At 41.9% G+C, this 20256-nt stretch carries 30 protein-coding genes; 25 read left to right on the forward strand and 5 right to left on the reverse strand.

Features of this window, described 5'->3' with window-relative positions:
- Window positions 1-15 precede the first annotated feature (15 nt).
- The 3 genes from KOE27_RS12990 (at window position 16) to KOE27_RS13000 (ending at window position 1669) form a co-directional block, all read left to right on the forward strand.
- Window positions 16-810 carry a hypothetical protein gene (locus tag KOE27_RS12990; protein WP_215239289.1) on the forward strand — a complete coding sequence of 265 codons (795 nt, stop codon included), beginning with the start codon at window positions 16-18 and terminating at the stop codon, window positions 808-810.
- 308 nt (window positions 811-1118) lie between these two features.
- Entirely contained in the window at window positions 1119-1391 is a 273-nt protein-coding gene (locus tag KOE27_RS12995; protein WP_215239290.1) for a helix-turn-helix domain-containing protein, read from the forward strand.
- A complete protein-coding gene (locus KOE27_RS13000) occupies window positions 1388-1669 on the forward strand; it encodes a hypothetical protein (protein WP_229252763.1) in 282 nt (93 codons plus the stop codon). Before KOE27_RS12995 ends, KOE27_RS13000 begins: the two co-directional genes overlap by 4 nt.
- Window positions 1670-2138: 469 nt before the next feature.
- On the opposite strand, the gene KOE27_RS13005 is transcribed toward KOE27_RS13000, so the two are convergent.
- From KOE27_RS13005 to KOE27_RS13015, 3 genes are all read right to left on the reverse strand, one after another.
- Window positions 2139-3191, reverse strand: coding sequence for a DUF932 domain-containing protein (locus tag KOE27_RS13005; protein ID WP_215239291.1), 1053 nt, complete (start codon window positions 3189-3191; stop codon window positions 2139-2141).
- Window positions 3192-3676: 485 nt separating this feature from the next.
- Window positions 3677-4957 carry a site-specific integrase gene (locus KOE27_RS13010; protein ID WP_229252764.1) on the reverse strand — a complete coding sequence of 427 codons (1281 nt, stop codon included), beginning with the start codon at window positions 4955-4957 and terminating at the stop codon, window positions 3677-3679.
- 545 nt (window positions 4958-5502) lie between these two features.
- Window positions 5503-5955: a hypothetical protein gene (locus KOE27_RS13015; RefSeq protein WP_215239292.1), complete on the reverse strand. Its 453-nt coding sequence runs from the start codon at window positions 5953-5955 to the stop codon at window positions 5503-5505.
- 434 nt (window positions 5956-6389) lie between these two features.
- Between KOE27_RS13015 and KOE27_RS13020 the strand changes: the two genes are divergently transcribed.
- From KOE27_RS13020 to KOE27_RS13090, 15 genes are all read left to right on the forward strand, one after another.
- The gene (locus KOE27_RS13020; RefSeq protein ID WP_215239293.1) at window positions 6390-7028 is read left to right on the forward strand and encodes a hypothetical protein; all 639 of its coding nucleotides are present in this window, start codon (window positions 6390-6392) and stop codon (window positions 7026-7028) included.
- Window positions 7029-7205: 177 nt separating this feature from the next.
- A complete protein-coding gene (locus KOE27_RS13025; RefSeq protein ID WP_215239294.1) occupies window positions 7206-8621 on the forward strand; it encodes a replicative DNA helicase in 1416 nt (471 codons plus the stop codon).
- A 1-nt stretch (window position 8622) separates the two neighbouring features.
- Window positions 8623-8976, forward strand: a complete 354-nt coding sequence (locus KOE27_RS13030; protein WP_215239295.1) for a helix-turn-helix domain-containing protein — start codon at window positions 8623-8625, stop codon at window positions 8974-8976.
- A gap of 44 nt (window positions 8977-9020) precedes the next feature.
- Entirely contained in the window at window positions 9021-9644 is a 624-nt protein-coding gene (locus KOE27_RS13035) for a hypothetical protein (RefSeq protein ID WP_215239296.1), read from the forward strand.
- Window positions 9645-9875: 231 nt separating this feature from the next.
- Entirely contained in the window at window positions 9876-11075 is a 1200-nt protein-coding gene (locus KOE27_RS13040) for a DNA cytosine methyltransferase (RefSeq protein ID WP_215239297.1), read from the forward strand.
- A 292-nt stretch (window positions 11076-11367) separates the two neighbouring features.
- Window positions 11368-11730, forward strand: coding sequence for a hypothetical protein (locus KOE27_RS13045; protein ID WP_215239298.1), 363 nt, complete (start codon window positions 11368-11370; stop codon window positions 11728-11730).
- Between the two features lie 122 nt (window positions 11731-11852).
- Window positions 11853-12125: a hypothetical protein gene (locus KOE27_RS13050; RefSeq protein WP_215239299.1), complete on the forward strand. Its 273-nt coding sequence runs from the start codon at window positions 11853-11855 to the stop codon at window positions 12123-12125.
- A gap of 6 nt (window positions 12126-12131) precedes the next feature.
- Window positions 12132-12773, forward strand: a complete 642-nt coding sequence (locus tag KOE27_RS13055) for a DUF3560 domain-containing protein (protein WP_215239300.1) — start codon at window positions 12132-12134, stop codon at window positions 12771-12773.
- A gap of 25 nt (window positions 12774-12798) precedes the next feature.
- Window positions 12799-13053, forward strand: coding sequence for a hypothetical protein (locus KOE27_RS13060; RefSeq protein WP_215239301.1), 255 nt, complete (start codon window positions 12799-12801; stop codon window positions 13051-13053).
- Between the two features lie 11 nt (window positions 13054-13064).
- Entirely contained in the window at window positions 13065-13505 is a 441-nt protein-coding gene (locus KOE27_RS13065; protein WP_215239302.1) for a phage N-6-adenine-methyltransferase, read from the forward strand.
- 56 nt (window positions 13506-13561) lie between these two features.
- The gene (locus KOE27_RS13070; protein WP_215239303.1) at window positions 13562-14305 is read left to right on the forward strand and encodes a DNA methyltransferase; all 744 of its coding nucleotides are present in this window, start codon (window positions 13562-13564) and stop codon (window positions 14303-14305) included.
- Between the two features lie 229 nt (window positions 14306-14534).
- Window positions 14535-14912, forward strand: coding sequence for a DUF7694 domain-containing protein (locus KOE27_RS13075; RefSeq protein ID WP_215239304.1), 378 nt, complete (start codon window positions 14535-14537; stop codon window positions 14910-14912).
- A 1-nt stretch (window position 14913) separates the two neighbouring features.
- Window positions 14914-15186, forward strand: a complete 273-nt coding sequence (locus tag KOE27_RS13080; protein WP_215239305.1) for a hypothetical protein — start codon at window positions 14914-14916, stop codon at window positions 15184-15186.
- Window positions 15167-15556 carry a YopX family protein gene (locus tag KOE27_RS13085; protein ID WP_215239306.1) on the forward strand — a complete coding sequence of 130 codons (390 nt, stop codon included), beginning with the start codon at window positions 15167-15169 and terminating at the stop codon, window positions 15554-15556. Before KOE27_RS13080 ends, KOE27_RS13085 begins: the two co-directional genes overlap by 20 nt.
- Window positions 15557-15559: 3 nt before the next feature.
- A complete protein-coding gene (locus KOE27_RS13090; protein ID WP_215239307.1) occupies window positions 15560-15916 on the forward strand; it encodes a RusA family crossover junction endodeoxyribonuclease in 357 nt (118 codons plus the stop codon).
- 116 nt (window positions 15917-16032) lie between these two features.
- Here KOE27_RS13090 and KOE27_RS13095 read toward each other — a convergent pair whose 3' ends face one another.
- Window positions 16033-16629 carry a hypothetical protein gene (locus KOE27_RS13095; protein ID WP_215239308.1) on the reverse strand — a complete coding sequence of 199 codons (597 nt, stop codon included), beginning with the start codon at window positions 16627-16629 and terminating at the stop codon, window positions 16033-16035.
- A gap of 11 nt (window positions 16630-16640) precedes the next feature.
- The gene (locus KOE27_RS13100) at window positions 16641-16883 is read right to left on the reverse strand and encodes a hypothetical protein (RefSeq protein ID WP_215239309.1); all 243 of its coding nucleotides are present in this window, start codon (window positions 16881-16883) and stop codon (window positions 16641-16643) included.
- A gap of 377 nt (window positions 16884-17260) precedes the next feature.
- Here KOE27_RS13100 and KOE27_RS13105 point away from each other — a divergent pair, with 377 nt between their 5' ends.
- The 7 genes from KOE27_RS13105 to KOE27_RS13135 all read left to right on the forward strand — a co-directional run bounded on the left by KOE27_RS13105 (window position 17261) and on the right by KOE27_RS13135 (window position 20218).
- Complete coding sequence (locus tag KOE27_RS13105; protein WP_215239310.1) at window positions 17261-17593, forward strand: hypothetical protein; 333 nt, start codon at window positions 17261-17263, stop codon at window positions 17591-17593.
- A gap of 13 nt (window positions 17594-17606) precedes the next feature.
- Entirely contained in the window at window positions 17607-17882 is a 276-nt protein-coding gene (locus tag KOE27_RS13110) for a hypothetical protein (protein WP_215239311.1), read from the forward strand.
- A gap of 234 nt (window positions 17883-18116) precedes the next feature.
- A complete protein-coding gene (locus KOE27_RS13115; RefSeq protein WP_215239312.1) occupies window positions 18117-18521 on the forward strand; it encodes a hypothetical protein in 405 nt (134 codons plus the stop codon).
- Between the two features lie 245 nt (window positions 18522-18766).
- Window positions 18767-19027 carry a hypothetical protein gene (locus tag KOE27_RS13120; RefSeq protein WP_215239313.1) on the forward strand — a complete coding sequence of 87 codons (261 nt, stop codon included), beginning with the start codon at window positions 18767-18769 and terminating at the stop codon, window positions 19025-19027.
- Window positions 18990-19628 carry an ERF family protein gene (locus tag KOE27_RS13125; RefSeq protein WP_215239314.1) on the forward strand — a complete coding sequence of 213 codons (639 nt, stop codon included), beginning with the start codon at window positions 18990-18992 and terminating at the stop codon, window positions 19626-19628. The genes KOE27_RS13120 and KOE27_RS13125 overlap by 38 nt, the downstream gene beginning before the upstream one ends.
- Window positions 19629-19647: 19 nt before the next feature.
- Window positions 19648-19875, forward strand: coding sequence for a hypothetical protein (locus tag KOE27_RS13130; protein ID WP_215239315.1), 228 nt, complete (start codon window positions 19648-19650; stop codon window positions 19873-19875).
- A gap of 130 nt (window positions 19876-20005) precedes the next feature.
- The gene (locus tag KOE27_RS13135) at window positions 20006-20218 is read left to right on the forward strand and encodes a hypothetical protein (protein ID WP_215239316.1); all 213 of its coding nucleotides are present in this window, start codon (window positions 20006-20008) and stop codon (window positions 20216-20218) included.
- Window positions 20219-20256: the final 38 nt, after the last annotated feature.

Below are 20256 nucleotides of genomic sequence, written 5' to 3' on the forward strand. Positions count from 1 at the left end.
TAAATCATAGAAATCATGAATGAGAAAAATTTCGAATACCTACGCGATCAGGTAAAGTATTCAGGTTTTGGCGACGGGCTGGAGGCTCAGCTGAGAGAGAACATCAAAAAGCAACCGCTTGAATTCAGCGTGCAACATCAAACAGCATTCGGTAAAGATGAGGTAACAAGTACGCTGAACTTCAAAAGGTCATCGATTACCGATATGTACTTTTTCAATAACTATCAGACTTCTATAAAACCTGACAAGTCAACCGAAAAGGTGAATCAAACCTTTTACATGGGCAAGGATAACAACATCACCCTAAAAGAAGGTTACAATCTAATAAGTGGCCGGGCAGTGAACAAGGATCTGACCAACAAGGAAGGAAAGATTTACAATGCCTGGCTTGAAATGGACTTCAAGCAAACCGATGCAGCCGGTAATTTCAGACTCAAACAATATCACCAGAACTACGGTTTTGACCTAAATAAGGAGTTGGCTAGCCTGCCGATTAAAGAACTCCAAAATAATCAGGATCGTGAAAGGATCATCGATTCCCTCCAAAAAGGAAACAGGCAGCTCGTTACGTTTCTAGAAAACGGCACAGAACAACGCAGACATATTGAGGCCAATCCCCAATTTAAGTCTGTTACCGTCTACGATGCAAACATGCACCGAATCTATTGCAAGCAATCACAGCAGGTTTCGAGAGGAATCGCCAACAAAAGTGAACAAAAGCCGGCTGACGAGCTCGTAGGTGGCGAAGGAGAGTATCATCGTGCGCCTAAAAAGCCAAAGAAATCAAAGTCAATGTCGATTAGTCAGTGAGCCATGGATATCGGAAACCAACTAAACCGCTTTTTTGGGAAGATCAGTGCCGACGCGAGAATTAACGTTACCCACATAAGTGTCTTCACCGCGATTCTCCAAGCAGCCGGGAAACTCGAAACAGGTACACTTTGCATGTTTGGATTTGAATTAATGCAGCTAGCCAAAATATCAAGCGGCAAAACGTACTACCGAACGGTACGCGAACTGAGTCAGTTTGGGTATATCGCATATGAGCCATCATTTAACAAAAACAGGCCCAGCAAGATTATCCTACCGGAATAAAGTCTCCAAAACCTGTATCTATAATGAACATCGAAGTCATCACAAAAGAAGATTTGCAATTGCTAAGGCGGGAGCTTTTAGAAGACTTGAAAAAGATTCTTACAGCGACCCGAACGGAGCCACGGAAATGGCTGAAGAGTGCCGATGTACGTAAAATGCTCAACATTTCGGCCGGCACGCTTCAAAACCTCCGGGTGTCGGGTCATTTGAAACCCAACAAGATTGGAGGCTCATTTTACTATGCATTGGGAGATATCGAGCTGCTGCTCCATGCGGAAACTAAAAGAAAGAAATGATGGAAAGACCAATTTCAAAGCATTTTGCAAAAATCCTGGCTGACCGCCGGGTGAAAGTCTGGCACGTGGGAACGTATCTCGCATTGTTACTAATTTGGGACCGGAACCGTCAGTCTAGCCCGTTTCAGGTAACTCGAGCACTAATCATGCAACTCGCCCGCACTCGAAGTTCTGCTACGTACCACAAGTATCTAAAGGAGCTCGAAGCGTTCGGATACATCAAATACCTGCCCTCTTTTCATCCCAAGCAAGGCAGCAAGGTATGGCTTGTCAAGTAATTGCAATTTCTATGCAGGCTTGTCTCAATGCTGGAAACAGCTGCGGAAACAGACTACCTTGGATCTGAAATAACAAAAAATCATTGGAGCTATGATCATTGCATTCAGTATGACTTCGGTCATGGTTTACGGTTTACTCTTGTTTTCAGCTGGGCTAGGAATACGGCTCTTAATAGGAAGGCGCAGATTCAACAGGCGAGGACTTGGCGGCGCACAATTCTATGATAACTATTGGAGTGCGATATTCATTTCGACGCTAGAAGGTCTTTTTATGCTGTTCTCTGCCGGATGCATCGTCGCTGGGCTTCTCTTGTGCTTAGTCGAAATCTTAAATACCAGATAGATTAGAGTTTCTATGACAATCAACCGCCTTCGGATCGGAGCCAATTGAGGCTTCGACCCGAAGGCGGCTTTTGTTTTCATATTTATAAATTTAAATGCCGCCCCGTCTCCGGGGGCGGCGATTCTTTTAGTTAAGATTGAAAGCATTTGTACCTCGGCGGGCAAATTCATCACACAAGTTGAATGCTGCCTGTCCTCGCAACTGACCTGTTCCACCGAGCACAATTGATTTGAGTTTTGCTTCGTCGTCGGTAAACTTGCGGACATTCTGAAAATACCCTGTGACTGCATTGTAAGCGCCAAACACGGTTCCCATCGTAGTCCGGAGCTGCTGAGTAGGATTACTAAGCGCATATTCATACACATCATCGACAATATTAAGGAACTGGGTAGACAGCGCATGAACCTTTCCGTCGCGAATATTCCCGAGGACTTCCTTGTTTGGTGCCATCGCAATTTCGATAAGCTTTTTTAGCTCGGGATCACTAATACGCTTCTTCGCCCAAGTGTTGAATACCTGACCGACTTCGTCGCTAAACCGGTTGGCTATACCCATCAAGTTATGTGCTGTTCTGAGCCGGTCCTTAGCATTGCTGGTGTGGCGAATTTTAACAACATTGGTCATGTTTTTCATAGCAGCGTTCAGCGTGTTTGCGCATACGATCCGGACCGGTGTAAACGCAGCCGTGATACTACCGCTACCGTCGTGGGAGGTCGTAAGAAAGAGATATTTTTCGATCAGGTCATCGGCCCCAACTTGAATATAACCCGGCAACTTGGCGGTAATAAAAATCCTTTCTCCTTTGCCCAACGCACCAGCAGTCTCATACAAAATCCCGTCCCCACCCACGATGCTGTCAAAGAATGTGAATGCATCGCGATTTTGAACTATCTGGTATTCTCTACCAACTACACCGAGTACCGCTTTTGTATCAGCTCGCATAGTTGCGAAATACCCCCCGACCGGCACAAAGGGTTCTGATTGATCGCTTCCCTCAGACGGCAAATTAGCCAGGAGAGTAGCCTTTTGAACCTCGTAATCCAGGCCCGCAAAAGCGATCGCCTCGGCGCTAGTTGGGTATTCGTCGACGATCCGTCCGAGGCAATGCCACGGTTTTTCCTTTACAGAAAAGAATGAGTGTTCGCCGGTAGTCTCGTTGAAATTCAAATTGTGAGCCATGATCTTAACATGTTAGAAGTTGAAAATTGTTTTTCACTCTTCCTCTCGCTCTCTTTAAATGGATGTTTGACAAAGAAAAAACGAGAAAAAGTAAGCCCTTCTAACAGTGGCCCTTTATCAGCCAAAAGGAAATGGAATAAGTGCACGCATGTGCTGGCGGCGTGATTTTGATAGGTCTGAACAATAGAAAAGCCGCCATTATGCCGGAAGCTTTTGGCGGCTTTAAACAATAACTGAAATACTAGGGCCACTTATTTAGCTGCCCTTTTGCCGAGTTTGTTTGTCAAACATACCTTGAGGGTCAAAACCTCTATTAACTCTTCGTAGGTAGCCCTTCAAACAAATAACTTTTCTGACTAAATTGTGTCTTTAATGGCTGGCTGCGGACGGACTTATGTTTAATCATGGTGGATTATCACAAACCGTCCGCGCTCTCCACCTATGGATCCTACTTACATGTCACTCAAAAAGTGAAAAAGACGAACCTAATCGCTGTTTTTGGTATGGAGTAGTTCAGATAGTCTTCTCATGTCCTGACTTAATTTTGCATCAACGACCTTTGCATATATTTGGGTAGTTTTTAAGCTACGATGACCCAGCATTCTGGAGACACTTTCTATCGGAACACCATTGGAAAGTGTGACAGTGGTCGCAAAAGTATGCCGGGCTAGGTGAAAGGTGATCGGCTTTCGAATGTTACAAACATCCCCGATTTCTTTGAGATATGCGTTCATCTTTTGGTTAGATAACACAGGAAGCAAAAGACCTCGCTCTGCGCCTGCATGATTTTCGTATTTTCTTAGTAGCCTTAATGCCTGGGGCAGCAGTGGAATTCTAGCAACTGAGTCTGTTTTTTGCCGTTTAATATTAATCCATTTTTCTCCGACAGTGCCTTCGCCAATGTCCGACGCTTTTAGTTTCGCAACATCCGCGTACGCAAGCCCAGTGTAGCAGCAAAATAGAAAGATATCTCTCACCTGTTCAAGACGAGGAATATCGAAATTCTTACCTTCAATGGATTTCATTTCCTGCTCAGTTAACGCTGTCCGGTCCACTTCGTGTTTTGCCATTTTGAATGCAAAAAAGGGGTCGCGAGGTATGAATTCGCTTTTAACACAGATCAAAACGATCTTTTTCAAGTTGGCCAAGTATTTCATCGTAGCGTTATGCCCGACTTTTTTAACGCTTTTGAGGTAAAATTCGAAGTTGGAAATAAATTGAAAATTTAGTTTACTGACATCCATCTGTTTAGCATTGAACTTCCAAAAAATAAATTCACGTGTGTGCCTTAAGGTTGTCTGATAGCGCAAGTAGGTAGCATATGCGTATTCTATCCCTACAAGATCATTGATCTTTGAATTGTGATCTTCAAACACTTTCAATAAGTCAACTGATTTTTCGTCGACACCTAACCACTTGTTTTTAAAAACTTCAATCGACATCACCAATCCTTCCTGAATAATCTGCCGTTGAATACCATGCGCTTTACCAATAAGAGAATCCAAAAAAACATTGATCTCTCTAGCTTCAATTGATGATCCCTTGACTCTTCCGGAGTCGGCCGACCATTTTTCCTCCAGAACCGTCTTTCCTGTCGATGTCTCAAACCTTGATCCGCCAATCGTGACCCTGATATAAATTGGCAATTGGCGGTTCCGATTGATCTTTGACTTTCTAACTGAAAAAAGAACATTCATGCTTGCTTCCATCTCTCCGTTTTTTTGTTTAAAAGTATATTTCAAAAACTTATCATTCAAGATGTTCATTTTGTGAACATCTTACTGTTTCACAGCACCTTACAAGTGTCGAAGGGACGAATTCGGGACTAAATTTGGTAGGATCAGATCAGTCCCGAATTCGTCCCGTGGCTTTTGATAAAAAATGAATGTTTTGCAATCTCCGGCAGAAAAGAAAATGCGCGAAAATGATTGATCTACGGGCATTTTGAGCGTTTAATTGTACTTAGAGTGGAAGCGGAGGGAGTCGAAACCACACCCACAAAAAGCTAATAATCAAACTCTTAGACACCCACAACATTCATTACCACCGAATTCGTCCCTTAGGCCTGAACTTAGAGTAGCGGAAAAAAGCAAAAGCCCGTAAATCAGTTTTACGGGCTTTTGAAAGATTTGATTATTACTCTTGTGGAGACGGAGGTTGAAGAACAGCCCGGCAATACAATTTCTAATAACCGCAATTTTAAAGGATTTGGCCGCTTTTTATGGTCCGAAAATCTCTTTGTTTAAATGGTGGTAGCCATTTTTGCGGTCGTTCCCTGTCGATTAATTAATCAACTATGACGCATCCGCAGTTAGTTTGGACGGCTATTTTTCAAAGCGAAACTAAGGCTTGACAAATTTGCAATGCCTATATTTTTCCTTACGATTGATGTAAGTTTTTCGCTTGATCCTGGCCGGTCTACCTGTGGGTGATTGGATACGCCCTTACCCTTTCCCAGCAGAGCCTCATTTCGGAGCGCCTCTTTATACATTGATTGAACGGCGTTTCTTTCTGCTTCAAGTTCCATCACCTTCTTTTTTAATTCTTCAACTGGATGCTCTGACTTTTTTCCAGTGAGAATATAAGTCGAGTCAAAATCATCAAACTTATTCGCCAATAAGGCAAATATCTGCATGTTCGGCTTACTCCCCCTATTGGTGTAATTGTAAAAACTTTGCGGGGTCTTACCTATAGCTATCGCAACCGGCGTAGGACCTCCTTTTTCGTTGATCCAATCTACAAATCGATTCATAATTTCTTTCATAGTTTTATTCAATTGTTTGTTTTAATTATTCGATTGTTTATATTTGTAATCATTAATAAATAATAATTACACTATGGGTAACAAAGATAAACAAGAGTTGAACAATTCCAAACAAGTGAAAGACTTGAATTATTTATTGGATGTGTTCCCTAAGTGGTTTAACGTATACAAAACCATTGCAGAAAGGCTTAACAGTAAGGGTATTAGGACCGCGTACGGCAAAGAATACGCGTACAATAATGTTTATCAATGCGTGAAAGGAAGATGGTACGATCCCAATATTCATGAAGAATTGGCCACAATTCGAAAAGAATATATAGCGAAACAGAACAAAATTAAGAATCTGGAGTCAATCGAAGCGCGCTAAATCTCGCAAAATGAGCAGTTACGAATATACCCGCGCTTGGTTTGATTTTGCTTTTGAAAATACAGACATGGTGAGCGGTAATCACACCGGAGTATACCTATGGAATGTCGAACTGAATAACCGGCTAGGGTGGGTCAAGAAATTTGCTTCACCGGCTTCCCAGGCTATGATGGCAAATGGTATAAAATCCTACAATACCTATAAAAAAGTGCTATCAGATTTGGTAGAATGGGGCTTTATCGAAATGGTTCAGGAATCGAAAAATCAGTACACCGCTTGCATAGTTGCTCTATCAAATTTTGACAAAGCACTTGACAAAGCACTTGACAAAGCACTTACAACGCACTGTACAACGCAAAGTGAAAGCACTGTACAAAGCATTGATAGTATAATTAAACCAATAAACCAACAAACCAATAAACCAATAAACATAGAGTTTCAGGTTTTTTGGGATTTGTACGGGAAAAAGGATGACAAGGTAAAATGCCAAAAAAAATGGAATTCATTGACGGATAGTGAACGAGAGCTAATCATTGATGACATCCCGAAATACAGGACAACGATAACCGAAATAAAATACCAGAAGAACCCGCTTACTTACCTGAACGGCAAGTGCTGGCTTGACGAAAGGAACTTTGGATTGCCCGAAGCAAAAGTTTACCCCATTCAGCCACGAAGAAAATATCTAAACGATCCGTCACCATGACAAATAAAATTCCTGTCGGACTGGTAAAAAAAATGATGATTTCCAGCCAAGAATCAAGACAAGACTTGAAACAGCGGCTAAAAACGCATGAAGGAAGGCTAGAATCGCTTTACGAAATGCTGGCCGATGGAGACATAACAGACGATCAATTCAATCACTTTTACGCAATTTCTCTACGTGGATCAAATAGCTCCTCCCCAAAGTTTTGAGATCGAGAAAGACGTACTTTCTGTGATCTGCAACAGGCCTGAGCTGATTTATCAGGTCGAAGACCTCTTGGATGATGATTGTTTTTACAACAGCGACAACCGGTATCTTTTTTCAGTCGTGATGAAAGTACACTTCTCCGGCGTGGCAGTTACGCAAAGCTCTATTCTTCCACAAATTATTACATCCGGACGAAAAGACATTCTGGATCATTACCAGCAAATGAAGAAGTATTTCACATCGGAACGGTCGCTGGTGAACAATGCAGAGGCCCTGGTTGAGTTATCTACAAAACGTGCACTTTTGACAAAATCGCTCAGGATTCTGCAAATGATTGAACTGAACGAAACGATTGAAGACATCGAATCTGAGGTAACAGATGCTACAAATATCGTGATGACGCGCAATAAGCAGACGGAAGCGATTTCCATGGGTGAAGCCGTAGACGGTCTTTATGACCTAATGCACCGGGATCCGGTTAATGGAATTACCGGGATACCGACCGGAATTAGCTCACTGGACAAGATTACCGGTGGTTGGGAGTATGACGACAAGGTGATTATCGCAGCGCGGCCGGGAATGGGTAAAACGATTGCGGCTACGTTTCATTCGTTTCATTCGGCTTCTATCGGCTATCCAACTGCTTTAATTTCCTTGGAAGTTCGGCCGGCAAAGCTCGCAGGACGGATGATGTCCAACGCTTCTGGATTCAATTCAAGTGACATCACAAAAGGGCGGCTGGCGGATAATCAGAAAAGAATTATTACCGAGATTGGAGACAAGTCGAAGTCTATCCCGCTTTACTTCTACGACAATACCAGATCCAGGGATATTAACGACATCTGCAGAACGATACGGACGTGGCACCGAAAGTACGGGATTAAGATTGTTTATCTTGACTATATCGGACTTTGCCGGGACAGAACGATTCGGAACTCTTCTGATAAAACGGCGATAACTGAAAGCGTTCAAAGCAAGTTGACGGAACTTGGAGATCACTTAGGAATCCCGCTAATCATATTTTCGCAGCTCAATCGAGGCTCAGAGGAAAAGTCTGACAGGAGACCCACGCTTAGCAATTTAAAGAGCTCAGGGAAACTGGAAGAAGACGCGACAAGGGTAATTTTCCTTTACCGGCAGGATTACTACGATTCCAACGAATCCGAAGCCAGAGGAGAGAACTTTATTCCTAGCAACGACATGGAATACATCTTTGCAAAGAATCGCGAAGGAGAACTTGGACCGGTTCTGCTAAAATGCAACGTAGCTCAGAACAGGATTTACGACAACAATCAGACAAGTCACATCCATTCTGCCAAGCAAATCGAAGACTATTACAAGAACACAGCGCTCAACGGAATTCCAATGTCACTAGGTTTCGCATAATATGAAAACACCCACCATCGACCAAATAGTAAAAGTCCTGTACGAAACCATGCCTATGGCAAGACGTGAGCAGGTCGTAAACTCAGCTAAGGAGATTCAAAAAATATTTGGTAACAATCCAAAAAAACAATTAGTTATGAAAAACACGTTCAAACAAGGAAATCTCTGGGCCGCCTTGATGGTATCGAAAGCCACAAAAAACATATCGCTTGACGAAGCTGCTTTCGAAATAGGAGTATCTAGATCTACAATGTATCGAATTAGAGATAATCACCCGCCGTCAGTTGAAACGCTTGGAAGGATTTGTAAGTGGCTAAAAGTATCACCATTAATGTTTTATGACCTATCAGACTAGGTATTTATTTAATTCATGATCGGCAAATACAAATCAGAACAGAGATGAAAACACAAAGTGAACAAGAACTTGCCAAGGACTTCATTGCTTTTTTTCAAGATCAGGACATGTACTTTGAAGTGCCGGTTGCAGGTGGAATCATAGATATAGTTGTCAAAACAGATCTCATAATAACCGCTATTGAGGTAAAAACGTGCTTTAATTTTGCTGTTCTGGAACAAGCGATAAGAAATAAGAGATTCGCTCATTACTCATACATCGCAGTACCTAAGGGAAATAAAAGATGGTTTCAGGAGCAGGTTTGTAAAGATTACGGCGTCGGACTGCTTGAATCCTGGAATGGGTATGTGTCCGAAATTGTTCGACCAAAGCTAAACAGGAAGGTAGTAAGGATTTCAATAGAGCAATATCATAAAGAATCTGTTGCGGGGTCGCAAAATGAAAGAATGACTGCTTTTAAAAACTTTGTGAAACAGCTTCAATTGATGGCAATCAGATACCCGGCGGGTATAGAATTCAATGATATTTTCAAAACTGGCTACTCGCATTACTCATCTGTTAGCTCTTTGAAATCTTGCGTTTCGCAGTATGTCTCACGTGGAATAATTACCGGTATCAAAATAGAAAACGGGAGAATCTATCCGGTTCCAAACACTACACCGCCATGATCGGCAAATACAAATCCTTAACCGGAAAGTCTGAATATGAAGTTTTCTGGGGGGCGCATACAGACGGAAAGAAAAAGACGCAAAGCCTGATGTGTAAGCGGACAAAGTGCTCAGTCGCCGGAGCTGTTTTGAATGATCCTTTTCCGATTGACGAAAAATATATTACCTGGTTGTTAAAACTTAAATCCTGGGAGAAGATTCCAGAAATGTAAATCTGTAAAAATTAGAAATGTGGATCTTACCGAACAATCACCCATTATCCTCTCACTTTGCCCAGGAATACGCGGAATCGAACGAGGACTTGAAAGAATATTTCGATCAGTCCGAGTTGCCGCTTATGTGGAAGTCGAAGCCTTTATCGTGGAAAACCTTCTTACGGCAATGGAAGCGGGTTTGGTGGATGCAGCACCTATCTGGTCGAATCTTAAAACCTTCAACCCGGATCCGTTTCGAGACCGCATTGATGGAATCATTGGAGGTTATCCTTGTCAACCATTTAGCCTTGCAGGAAACAGAAACGGGGTTCAGGATCCAAGACACCTTTGGCCGTTTATATACTCGATCGTTAAGCAAAGCAGGCCGACATGGTGCTTCTTTGAAAACGTCAGAGGGCACTTATCAATGGGATATCCAGAAGTTTACCGAAACTTACGGGATCTGGGTTACCGTGTTGAGCCAGGAATCTATTCAGCGGAAGAAGTCGGCGCTCCGCACCAAAGGGATAGATTATTCATCCTTGCCATTATGGAAGACACCACTTTCTTCCGAGAACGAGGGGGGAGTGTTGGAAATACGCAGCGGAACGAATGCAAAAATCAAGCTCAGGGATCAGTCGGTGCATTGGGGAACTCCACTTGCCTCAGACCACGGAGGGACAACAAGGGAAGATTTCAGTCCCAAATTATCAGAACAGATTCAGAATTTTCCGACCCCGATTTCCAGTCCCTGGAAATCGGGTCACTCCAACCTGAACCGAAAAAATGCTCCACCGCTCAGCGAGGTAGTTCTGAAAAACTGGCCGACACCAATAACCAGCAGGGGCGACTATCAGAACCAGAAGAATGGAGAAAGGGCCCCGAAGCTGAACGGAGCAGTAACGAATTGGCCAACACCGGTTACGATGGACAAAATGGCTCCAAAGACGGACAAGGCACTGATCAGAGAGAAAGTGGAAATTCGACCGGGTCGCGCAAGTTTTTCAAATCTTCGGGACTCCGTAATCAGCGGCTCTATGACAGATTTCCAGCCGGACAAGGTGAACATCAATACGACTGGGAAGAGTCGCGCACGATTGAATCCAGCCTGGTCTATACAGTTAATGGGTACAACTTTACAGAAGATCTTCACCGTGCCATTGGCAATTCAGTGGTTGAACAAACCGCAGAAATAGCGTTCAGGGATTTACTCAATAAGCACTTTTCAAAGCAATAAACGAGTATGAACAACACTCATTCAGCAATCATTATCACGGATGATTTAAAAATCTTCGTTGATGGCATCCCGGACACCTGCGATCACGATGATAAAGGAGACCCAATATTATGGTCTGCCTCCGGAAAAACGATCCACTGGCACACTTACCAGCAGTGGGCTCATCTACCTTCGAGGGAGAGACACCGGCTTATCTGCGACTATCACGACGAAATAGAAGATCCGGTAGTTGGCAGTTGTGTAAGCTGCTCCAAATGTAAAAAACCATTTTCACCACCAATGTTTTAAACCAATGAACGATTCTCAAAAACTCGACAACATGAGCAAAATACTGCTCGCAACATCTACCATTAATTACATGGCAAATACAATAAATGGAGTGATTATAGACTTCCAGAATATTGAAAATTGTCAGACAACTACGCAAAGTGATTGGCCGAAGCAAATAATGGCCGAATCATTAAAAAATAAACAAGAATTTATGGCCGAAATGACTAAAAAACTTTCTGATATAGTCGAAGAGTTTGGCAATTATCTAAATGACAATGACATTGTGTGTGAGATTGATATGAGAATTAACCGCGCTCCATGCGAGATTTTACTTTTAGGTATGGATGAATGCGAAAATAGCTACGACCGAGCGGAACTGGAATGAAACAATGCACTCACCCCGGCTGCACCTACACAGTTTTCGGAAAAGGCTACTGCAAAAACCACCAGGGATACCGACCGGATTTCAAAAGTCACAAATCAAAAAAGCATGTTAAAATAAAACCGGTGAGCAAAAAGCATTCAAAGGAGCTTAAAACGTACAGCCAGCTACGTAAGGAGTTCCTGGAAAAGTTTGAAAACATGTTTTGCGCGGTTTATCCGCACCTGTTGGCAACTGAAGTGCACCATACCAAGGGCAGGGGAAAATACCTGAATGATACCGATACATGGTTGGCAGTAAGCCGGGAGGGGCATATCTGGATACACGAAAACCCTAAGCTGTCCCGCGAAAGAGGGTTTATGAAAAGCAGAATTAAAATGTCGGATGATTTAACGTAAAAACACATGAACACTTACAGCAAGTATTTCCCAAATGTTTTTCTAGCAAAATGTGAAGAGCAGCACGAAAAAGGCTCGACGATCATACTGGAAACAAGATACGGCCAGGAGCATGAATGCATAGTATTTAACCTGATCTACCAGAAAGACGGATTTTTCTTTTATTCAATCGTTCGCGCAGATGGCTTTAATGTGCAAGAATGGGCGAAAAGAAAAGCAGAACGATTGAATAATGCAAGTACTCGGGCTAACGCCAAAAGTAGTGCGCTTTGGGAGGCTTCCCACGAAGGCAAAGATTTCCTCACGCTGGCAGAACCTATTAAAGCAGGACACCACAGCGAAGGAAGGCACCGGGGCCTTATAGAGAGAAACCATAACCGGATGAGCAAGTCGGTCGAGTTTTCTCAGAAGGCAGACGAATACAGCGCCAGGGCAGACTATTGGGAAAGGAAAGCCGACACAATCAATCTGTCCATGCCGGAAAGCATTGAATATTTTGAATTCAAACTTGAAGAAGCAATCCGGAAACACCAAGGCTTAAAGGACGGAAGCATTAAAAGGGATCATTCGTTTTCCCTCACTTACGCAAAGAAGGAGGTGAAGGAGCTGACCCAGAAAGTCGAATTGGCTAAAAAGCTGTGGGAATAATTTAACCAAGTCAAACAAAAAACTTATGAAAAATTACGTAGTAGGCATTCATGCAATTTTCGAGCACAATCTTAAACTATTTACAGTTACAGCAGAAAATGAATACGAAGCTGTAAAAGCAGCAATGGTCGAATCATGCGACTCGGAAGAAGATAAACAATATGAAATTGATCATCAAAACTCAGATTATTATCCCGATAGTTACGATGAACTAAATAATGTTTACGAAGAGATGGCATTTTCTGTCATCGAGGTCGGTTCTTTTTTACTAAACAATTAACGATTTAACTAATGGCCTCCTACGAAAGTAAAAGTTTAAATGATGAATGGTATACACCAGAGTACATTTTCAAGGCATTGGAGTGCGAATTCGACTTGGATGTTGCCGCACCATTCGACCTTACTCATATTAAGGTTCCAGCCAAAGCGTTCATTCACAAGGATTCACTTAATGAAAGATGGGAAGGATTTGTCTGGATGAATCCCCCGTTTAGCGGTCGAAACAGCAAAGAGAAGTGGCTGGATAAAATATTTAACCACGGAAACGGGATAGCCTTAACGCCGGATCGTACCAGCGCTCCATGGTGGCCTGTTGCTGCAAAACAGTGTGATGCACTACTATTTGTAACTGGAAAAGTGAAATTCATAAAGCCTGATGGCAGCACAGGAGATTCGCCGAGCACAGGCACTACGCTTTTTGCCTATGGAGACAAGGCTGTTGCTTGCCTGTAAAATGCAGAAAGAAATGGATTAGGAATTGTTTTAAGAGTTCGTAAACCAACAGAAAAATGCCAATAAGCCACGTAGAGCACTGCGATAACATGGAATTCATGTCCCGGTACCCGGATAAGTTTTTTGACTTGGCTATTCCAGATCCTCCGTACTTTTCTGGCCCAGAAAAAAGGAAGTTTTATGGGCAGCAGTTTTCATCCATAAAAGTTAAGCGCGTGGATTACCCCGTAACGTCAACCTGGGGGCTTCCTTCCGATAAAACATTCGAAGAAATATTTAGGGTTTCAATAAATCAGGTTGTTTGGGGCGCGAATTACTTCCCACAACTTGGACCAGTTCATAAGACACCACGAAGAAACGAATTTGATGAGTGGCTTACGGATCATCCAAAAGGATGGATTGTATGGGATAAATGCAATGGAACTTCGAGCTTTAATGATTATGAGTTGGCCTGGACATCATTTGATTTACCCACAGTCATATTCCGGTTCATGTGGTTAGGGATGTTTCAAGGGAAATCAATAGCCGAAGGACATATTCAGCGCGGCAATAAACAGAATAATCAAAAGCGAATCCATCCGACTGAGAAGCCATTTGAATTGTACATGTGGACTTTTTTGAATTATTGTCAACCAGGATTTAAAATTTTGGACCCGTATTTAGGGTCTCAGTCGAGTCGTATTGTCGCTCATGATATGGGATTCGATTATTACGGCTGTGAAGCAGATATTACTCATTTTAATTCCGGATGCAAACGATACGATCAACACATTCGCCAATTATCCCTATTCTCCGCATGAAACCCTTCCTAACCGCTTTCTTTCAGGTCATGTTTGTTTGCGCTAATACAGTAATGCTTTCACACAGCAATTACCCGGGTGTGGCAGTGTGCTCATTCCTGATCAGCTTCTTATGGACTATGAATGTCAGGTCTGCATTGGGTACATGGCAAACGCGAGCTTTATATTGCTTAGGGGCTTGCTGTGGCTCGTTGACCGGGTTGTTTCTTTCAAACCTAATTGTAAAAGAATGAATAAGGATAAACAACGAAGAATAGAAGCTCGGAAACTTCTGCTAAGAAAAGAAGATCCTTTTGTAGAGATTGATCTGTCCAAGATAGATCATCCTGCTTGGATGACAAGGTGCTTTCGCAATAACAGATATACAGTTATGATTGATGATCAATGCAAAGTATCGACAGGAACGGCGATTCGAGCGATGGTGCAAAGCCACCTTAATCTTCCTATTCAGAATCATTGGTCCGAGATGCAAAGAATCAAAAATGTCATTTTTGGCCCCGAAACAACGGCTATTGAATATTATCCAGCTGAGAGTAGGTTAGAAAATCGGGAAAATATTTATTGGATGTGGGTGTTTAATGATGGATTATTGCCAATTCCAGTTTGATATGGTAGCAAATCTTAGAAAAATGCACGAGTGGCTACTTGCGGCTAGACACCGAGAGGCTCTGAAAGCAGAAAATTACGAGCTGTGCAAAATGATTCAGGAAGAAATTGACGAAAGGATTGAAAATAATACAATCAATCATGCTTTCATGGATGGCTTTCGATATTGGGATAAGAATCTAAAAAAATTTACAGGCCCTCCGAATTTTGGGCCCTACAACGGACTTTTTAAAAACTATAAATATCATAAAGAAAATGAGAGAGATAAAATTTAGAGGGAAGCGCCTTGATACACATGAATGGGTGTACGGATGGTATGTTAACAAGAAGAAGGACAAACATCAAATTGTTACAAGCGAAAGTATATTTCCTGTTTCGGTAAAAGATTTTACCGTTGGTCAATTTACCGGACTGATAGACAAAAACGGCGTTGAGATATACGATGGGGACAGGATACTTTATTCAAATGTATTGGAACGTGGAGAAGGGATTATTACATTCCATCTTGGATTCAATATCGAGTGGGACTTAAATACGGTAGTGACATCCAATCCTTCATTGATTAGTCCTCTGTTTTATTTTGGATGCGCAAAGGAAATAGAAGTGATCGGAAATATTCATGATAACCCGGAGTTGATCAAATAGCTAATGACCACAGAAATAACCTTCCCCGGCAACATCCCCGGCATGAATGGGAAAAATGGATTACTTCGGACTAATTGGCGTAAAAGAAACCGCATCCGTGATAAATGGATCTGGCATGTTAAGGCGGCAACCAAAAACAAACATCCCGGCCAGGTAAAACTATTGTTGACCCGCTACGGTTTTTCAACTCCCCTGGATTACGACAACCTGGTTGCAACTGGCAAGATTCTCATAGATGCTATGGTTCATGCTGGAGTGATCGTAGACGATAAACCGGCCATTATTTCGGAGCGTGAATATGTTCAGGTAAAAACCTCAAAGGACGGTCAGAAGACAGTGATAACTATAACTGATCTGTAAAGCCTTCAAAATGATCGACATTGTTATCAATATGGCAATAGGCGAAAGACTTTCTGTTGATTGATATACCGGATCCTGATGGGGTGATTTTGTGAAGCTTAATGAGATGCTTAAAATTATGCCTTAAAAAAAGGCGATAATGACATAGGATTGTTGTGAATTCCCTGTAAGTACTCCCGCGACTCAACCTTTAAAAGATTGTTATACCACAATACAGCCTCTTTTCTAGTTACTCGGTATATCTTCATCGCTGTAAGGGCAGAGATAACAAATGTCAGCAATGAAAAATTTACAATAATCACTACGTATATTGGAGTATTATAAAACACGCTCCAATTGAAATTATGAGCTAATTTACGTTGTAGATTTGATATGTCAGGATTGCTTGACCGTATCATTTCAATGCTTTTCTCTAATTCGTAAGATTGCAAAACATGCATTCTGTAGAAATTAAAAAACATGCGTAAATGAAGGGCGGAAGATCTTCTACATGAATGTAGATCAGAGGCAACTTCATTGACAGCAAGAATCTGCTTAACAACCTTGAAGTCTTCCAAGTTGATGTTGTCGTTTTTACGGAGATAATCCATAACCTCCCTCTGAAATTCAGAAAATCGCAGTCTTGAAGCGGTATATTTTTGAATCGACCTAAGCCTATTCGTGTAAGCCGCAGCGGAAAATGCCGCTATGAATAGAAAAAGAGTAAAGCCCATGCTTAAAATATTTAAGATTGCTGAGATTGGTTCGCTGGAGTTGTATCTAGTCTTTTCTCTAATATGGCGATAAACTTATCGCGGTAATCTTTGTTTTCGTCTGAAAGAGCTTTTATTTGCTTATCCTTTCCGCTTATAATTTGCCTGATAAGCAACACTATTATCAACAAACAAACCGCTAAAAGGGCACCTGCCAGGCCCCATTTTGATTCAAGAGCGCTATACAAATCCTTGAACCATAACGCAATATTCATATATTTCTTTTATTTATTTGTAGAAGGGAGCGAAAATTAAATAGATTTTTATCATAAGAATATTCACTACACCAACTACTTGCTATCAAGCAACATTCCTCTAAAAATCATGGTTTTCCATGAGGAAGCCCTAATCCTTCAAAACATGTCCTTCTCCTGGCTGGTTTAAGCCTTGCCATGTCCGGGGAAAGCATGCGTGTTGACTTGATACTGTTGACATGAAGCGCGAAGCATAAATGACTGAAAAACAAACTATTGAGTTATTTCCTTTGTTATTTTCAAACATTTTACAAAAATAACTATTCAATTGTTTGTTTTATACGCTCAATTGTTTGATATTTGTATTGTCAACCTGAGACAATCAAATAACAAACAAGATGAATCCACAATCAACCACCGACCAACAAAAAGCACTCTTCGCACATGCGGAATATATTTTCGCTACAATGCCAGGATTCGAGAAGGAAAAGGACTGTCTGATTCAAGGAGCGCTTTTGACTTTCAAGATTGATAGCGAATACGGAGACTTTAAAGTTTCGACAGAAGTTACAATGCAGGACACTGTTCGCTCAATTCAGGAGCGCCTTCAGGAAGAAATCGAAGCTCGGTACCGGTATTTGACTGATCTGGACAGCAGGGATGCGGTTGAAGATTTGGGGCGGTCATTTAAAGCTTTGACCATGGGTTATTCAGGTAGGCTTACACTTTAAACCTTTTTTCGATATGAAAATTACTTATAAATCCATTCGCGATCTTAACCAGGATAAGTTTTACGCCAAAAGTGTTAGTTCTAGCCACGTTTCATATTCTGCGTACTATAAAGAGGCAAATTTTTCAGGGATATGGGTTTCAATTAATAAAATCCTTGGGACCGTGTTTATCTCATCAGTCCCGGACTATGAAACAGAAGCTGAAATCATCACCGAAGACGAATTTATTGAATTCTACGAGCAGGCCAAAAAGAGTATCGAAAAGAACCTTCCTGTTTACGCATATTAAAGAAAACACCAGTAGCGGATATGCTGTGTTTAATTCCAGTCCCATTTTTTCACCTAATAAATTATCATGAAATGAGGTAAAGATAAGTAGTGTATATCCCTACCCGAATGGGAGTGTTCGGCTAGTATCGGAACGAGGGTTCCGCGGATATCTAAGTTTTGTAGGGTAGCGTCGCCAAAAGTGGCCTTGCTGGTTCGAATCCAGGGCGCTGACAAAGTTCTAAACCAATTTTACATGAAAACTGAACAAGAATTAATCGACCTCATAATCAGCTACGAAGCTGCTTGTGAATTAAGAGGTGTAACTCCTTTAACGATAGAAGACTTTGCAAAGCACCCGGAAGAAGACCGCGATTCAGATTTTGCTTCCCATCAGCTTAATGTAATCTGCAGTGCGTTTTGGAATGGCGAAAAGATTGATTATACGAACTTTAGACAAAAAAAGTATGAGATAATTTGGGTTTGGAATGAGAATACCGCTGGTGGTTCCGGGTTTTCGTTCGGCGGCGTCCTTTGCCTCGCTTCGGCTTCGTTTGTCGGCGCCCGCCACTCGTACCCTTCTGATCGAATAGCAAGGATAGGAGCAACTCGCTTTGTAGATATTTATAACCGCTTTCTTTCTCCATACAAACCGAAATGAAAACGTATTTCATTCTCCGAATCTGCTGGTTACCGACGCTGGGTTTGATTATCTACCTGAAATCGTTCGCTGTTTCCTCACTGAACTGGTTCGCAAGCAACCCAACGATGTACAATAAGAGTACAGGTTATTTACCGCTTATTGTAATAATTACGCTGGCCGCACTTTCCCGTAAAATAATCGCGCGATGGAATGGAAACTGACCTGATTGAAAGAGTTCTCGTGCTGATCCCGGAGGCTAAACCATGGCTGATCGGAATCGCGATTCTGCTGATTTTTCTGATGGTGTCTACCAGCGTTCTGAAGCGAGACAAGAACAACGTATAGGCATAACCGAAAGAGCAATGACAGAGGAAGAAATATATGAAATGGAATCGGAATTAGCCTGGCAGCAAATACAAAATCCTGACAACGGAGATCGGTACGACACAAAAGGAAATTATTCACATACAGAAAACCTAAACCAATATGTCACTTATTCAAAAATTGATAAAAATACAGACTGAGCTTAAAGCTCCTAAAAGCCAGTATAACTCTTTCGGCAAATATAACTACCGTAATAGTGAAGATATTCTTGAAGCCGCAAAGCCTCTTTTAAGCAGAGAGGGGCTTGCGATCTTAATAAGCGACAGTATCGAGCTTGTTGGTGGGCGGTTCTATGTCAAATCAACCGCATTGATTACAGACGGAACAGATTCAACTGAGGTTTCTGCATATGCTCGTGAAGAAGAAAGCAAGAAAGGGATGGATGGGTCGCAGGTAACCGGAGCTAGTTCTTCTTATGCCAGAAAATACGCCTTAAACGGTCTTTTCGCTATCGACGATAACAAGGACAGCGATCATTCGAACACTGGAAAGGATCAACAAGAAGCTCCAAGACAGTCCATGGAGACTAAAACAAAGACTGAGCAAGCAAAATCGAAGGATGGACGAAAAGCACCTGAAGCTTTAATTTCAGGCACTGAGAACTGGGAGAAAGTAATTACCAAGCTTACCGAAAAGGGGAAAACTGAGCTAGACTGGAAAAATGAAATAAAGTCATTTTATGTCATCACTGAAAAAGACGAAAAGCTTCTTTTTGAGCGCATGTCATGGCTACCATTTTAAACACTAAACAATAAAATAAATGGCTGAATTTTTAGAAGGGTTTATTGTAAAAAAACCGAACGAGAAAGCGCCTGAATTCGTACTGGCGACAATATCAATGAAAGTTGAAGATGTTATTTCATCGCTCAAAAAGAACGAAAAGAATGGGTGGGTTAACCTCAATGTTAAAAAGTCAAGAGACGGAAAACTTTATGCCGAAATTGATGATTGGGAACGAAATAGAAGAACGAACGATGACAGATGGTAGCCTACAAATTCCTTCTTACCACGTCTATCTGTTCAAAAGCTCCGGCATTAACTCGGCGCACTCTGCCAACGTATTTAACACGTTTAAGCCAGCCTTAAAGAGAAAGTATTTTAGCTCTTTATGTGTTTGGGTGGCTCAATTCGGAGTACTATGGGATGCAGCTTATGGGAAATTCAGAACTGTTTACGAATATGACCATGAGGCTGATACGATTTGTATCGCAAGTTTTATTCCTGGTGGATACGGATGGAGCGGGGTATTGAGAAATCCGGGATGTAGTTATGTAGCCGCCTATGACGAGTATCATGCTCGGAAAGAAATAGAGCAACAAAAAAGGGTTTAGGAGTATTACGGGCCGCCTGCCCTTATCTGGCTCCGCTT

This window comes from Dyadobacter sp. CECT 9275, assembly GCF_907164905.1.
Lineage (GTDB): Bacteria > Bacteroidota > Bacteroidia > Cytophagales > Spirosomataceae > Dyadobacter > Dyadobacter helix.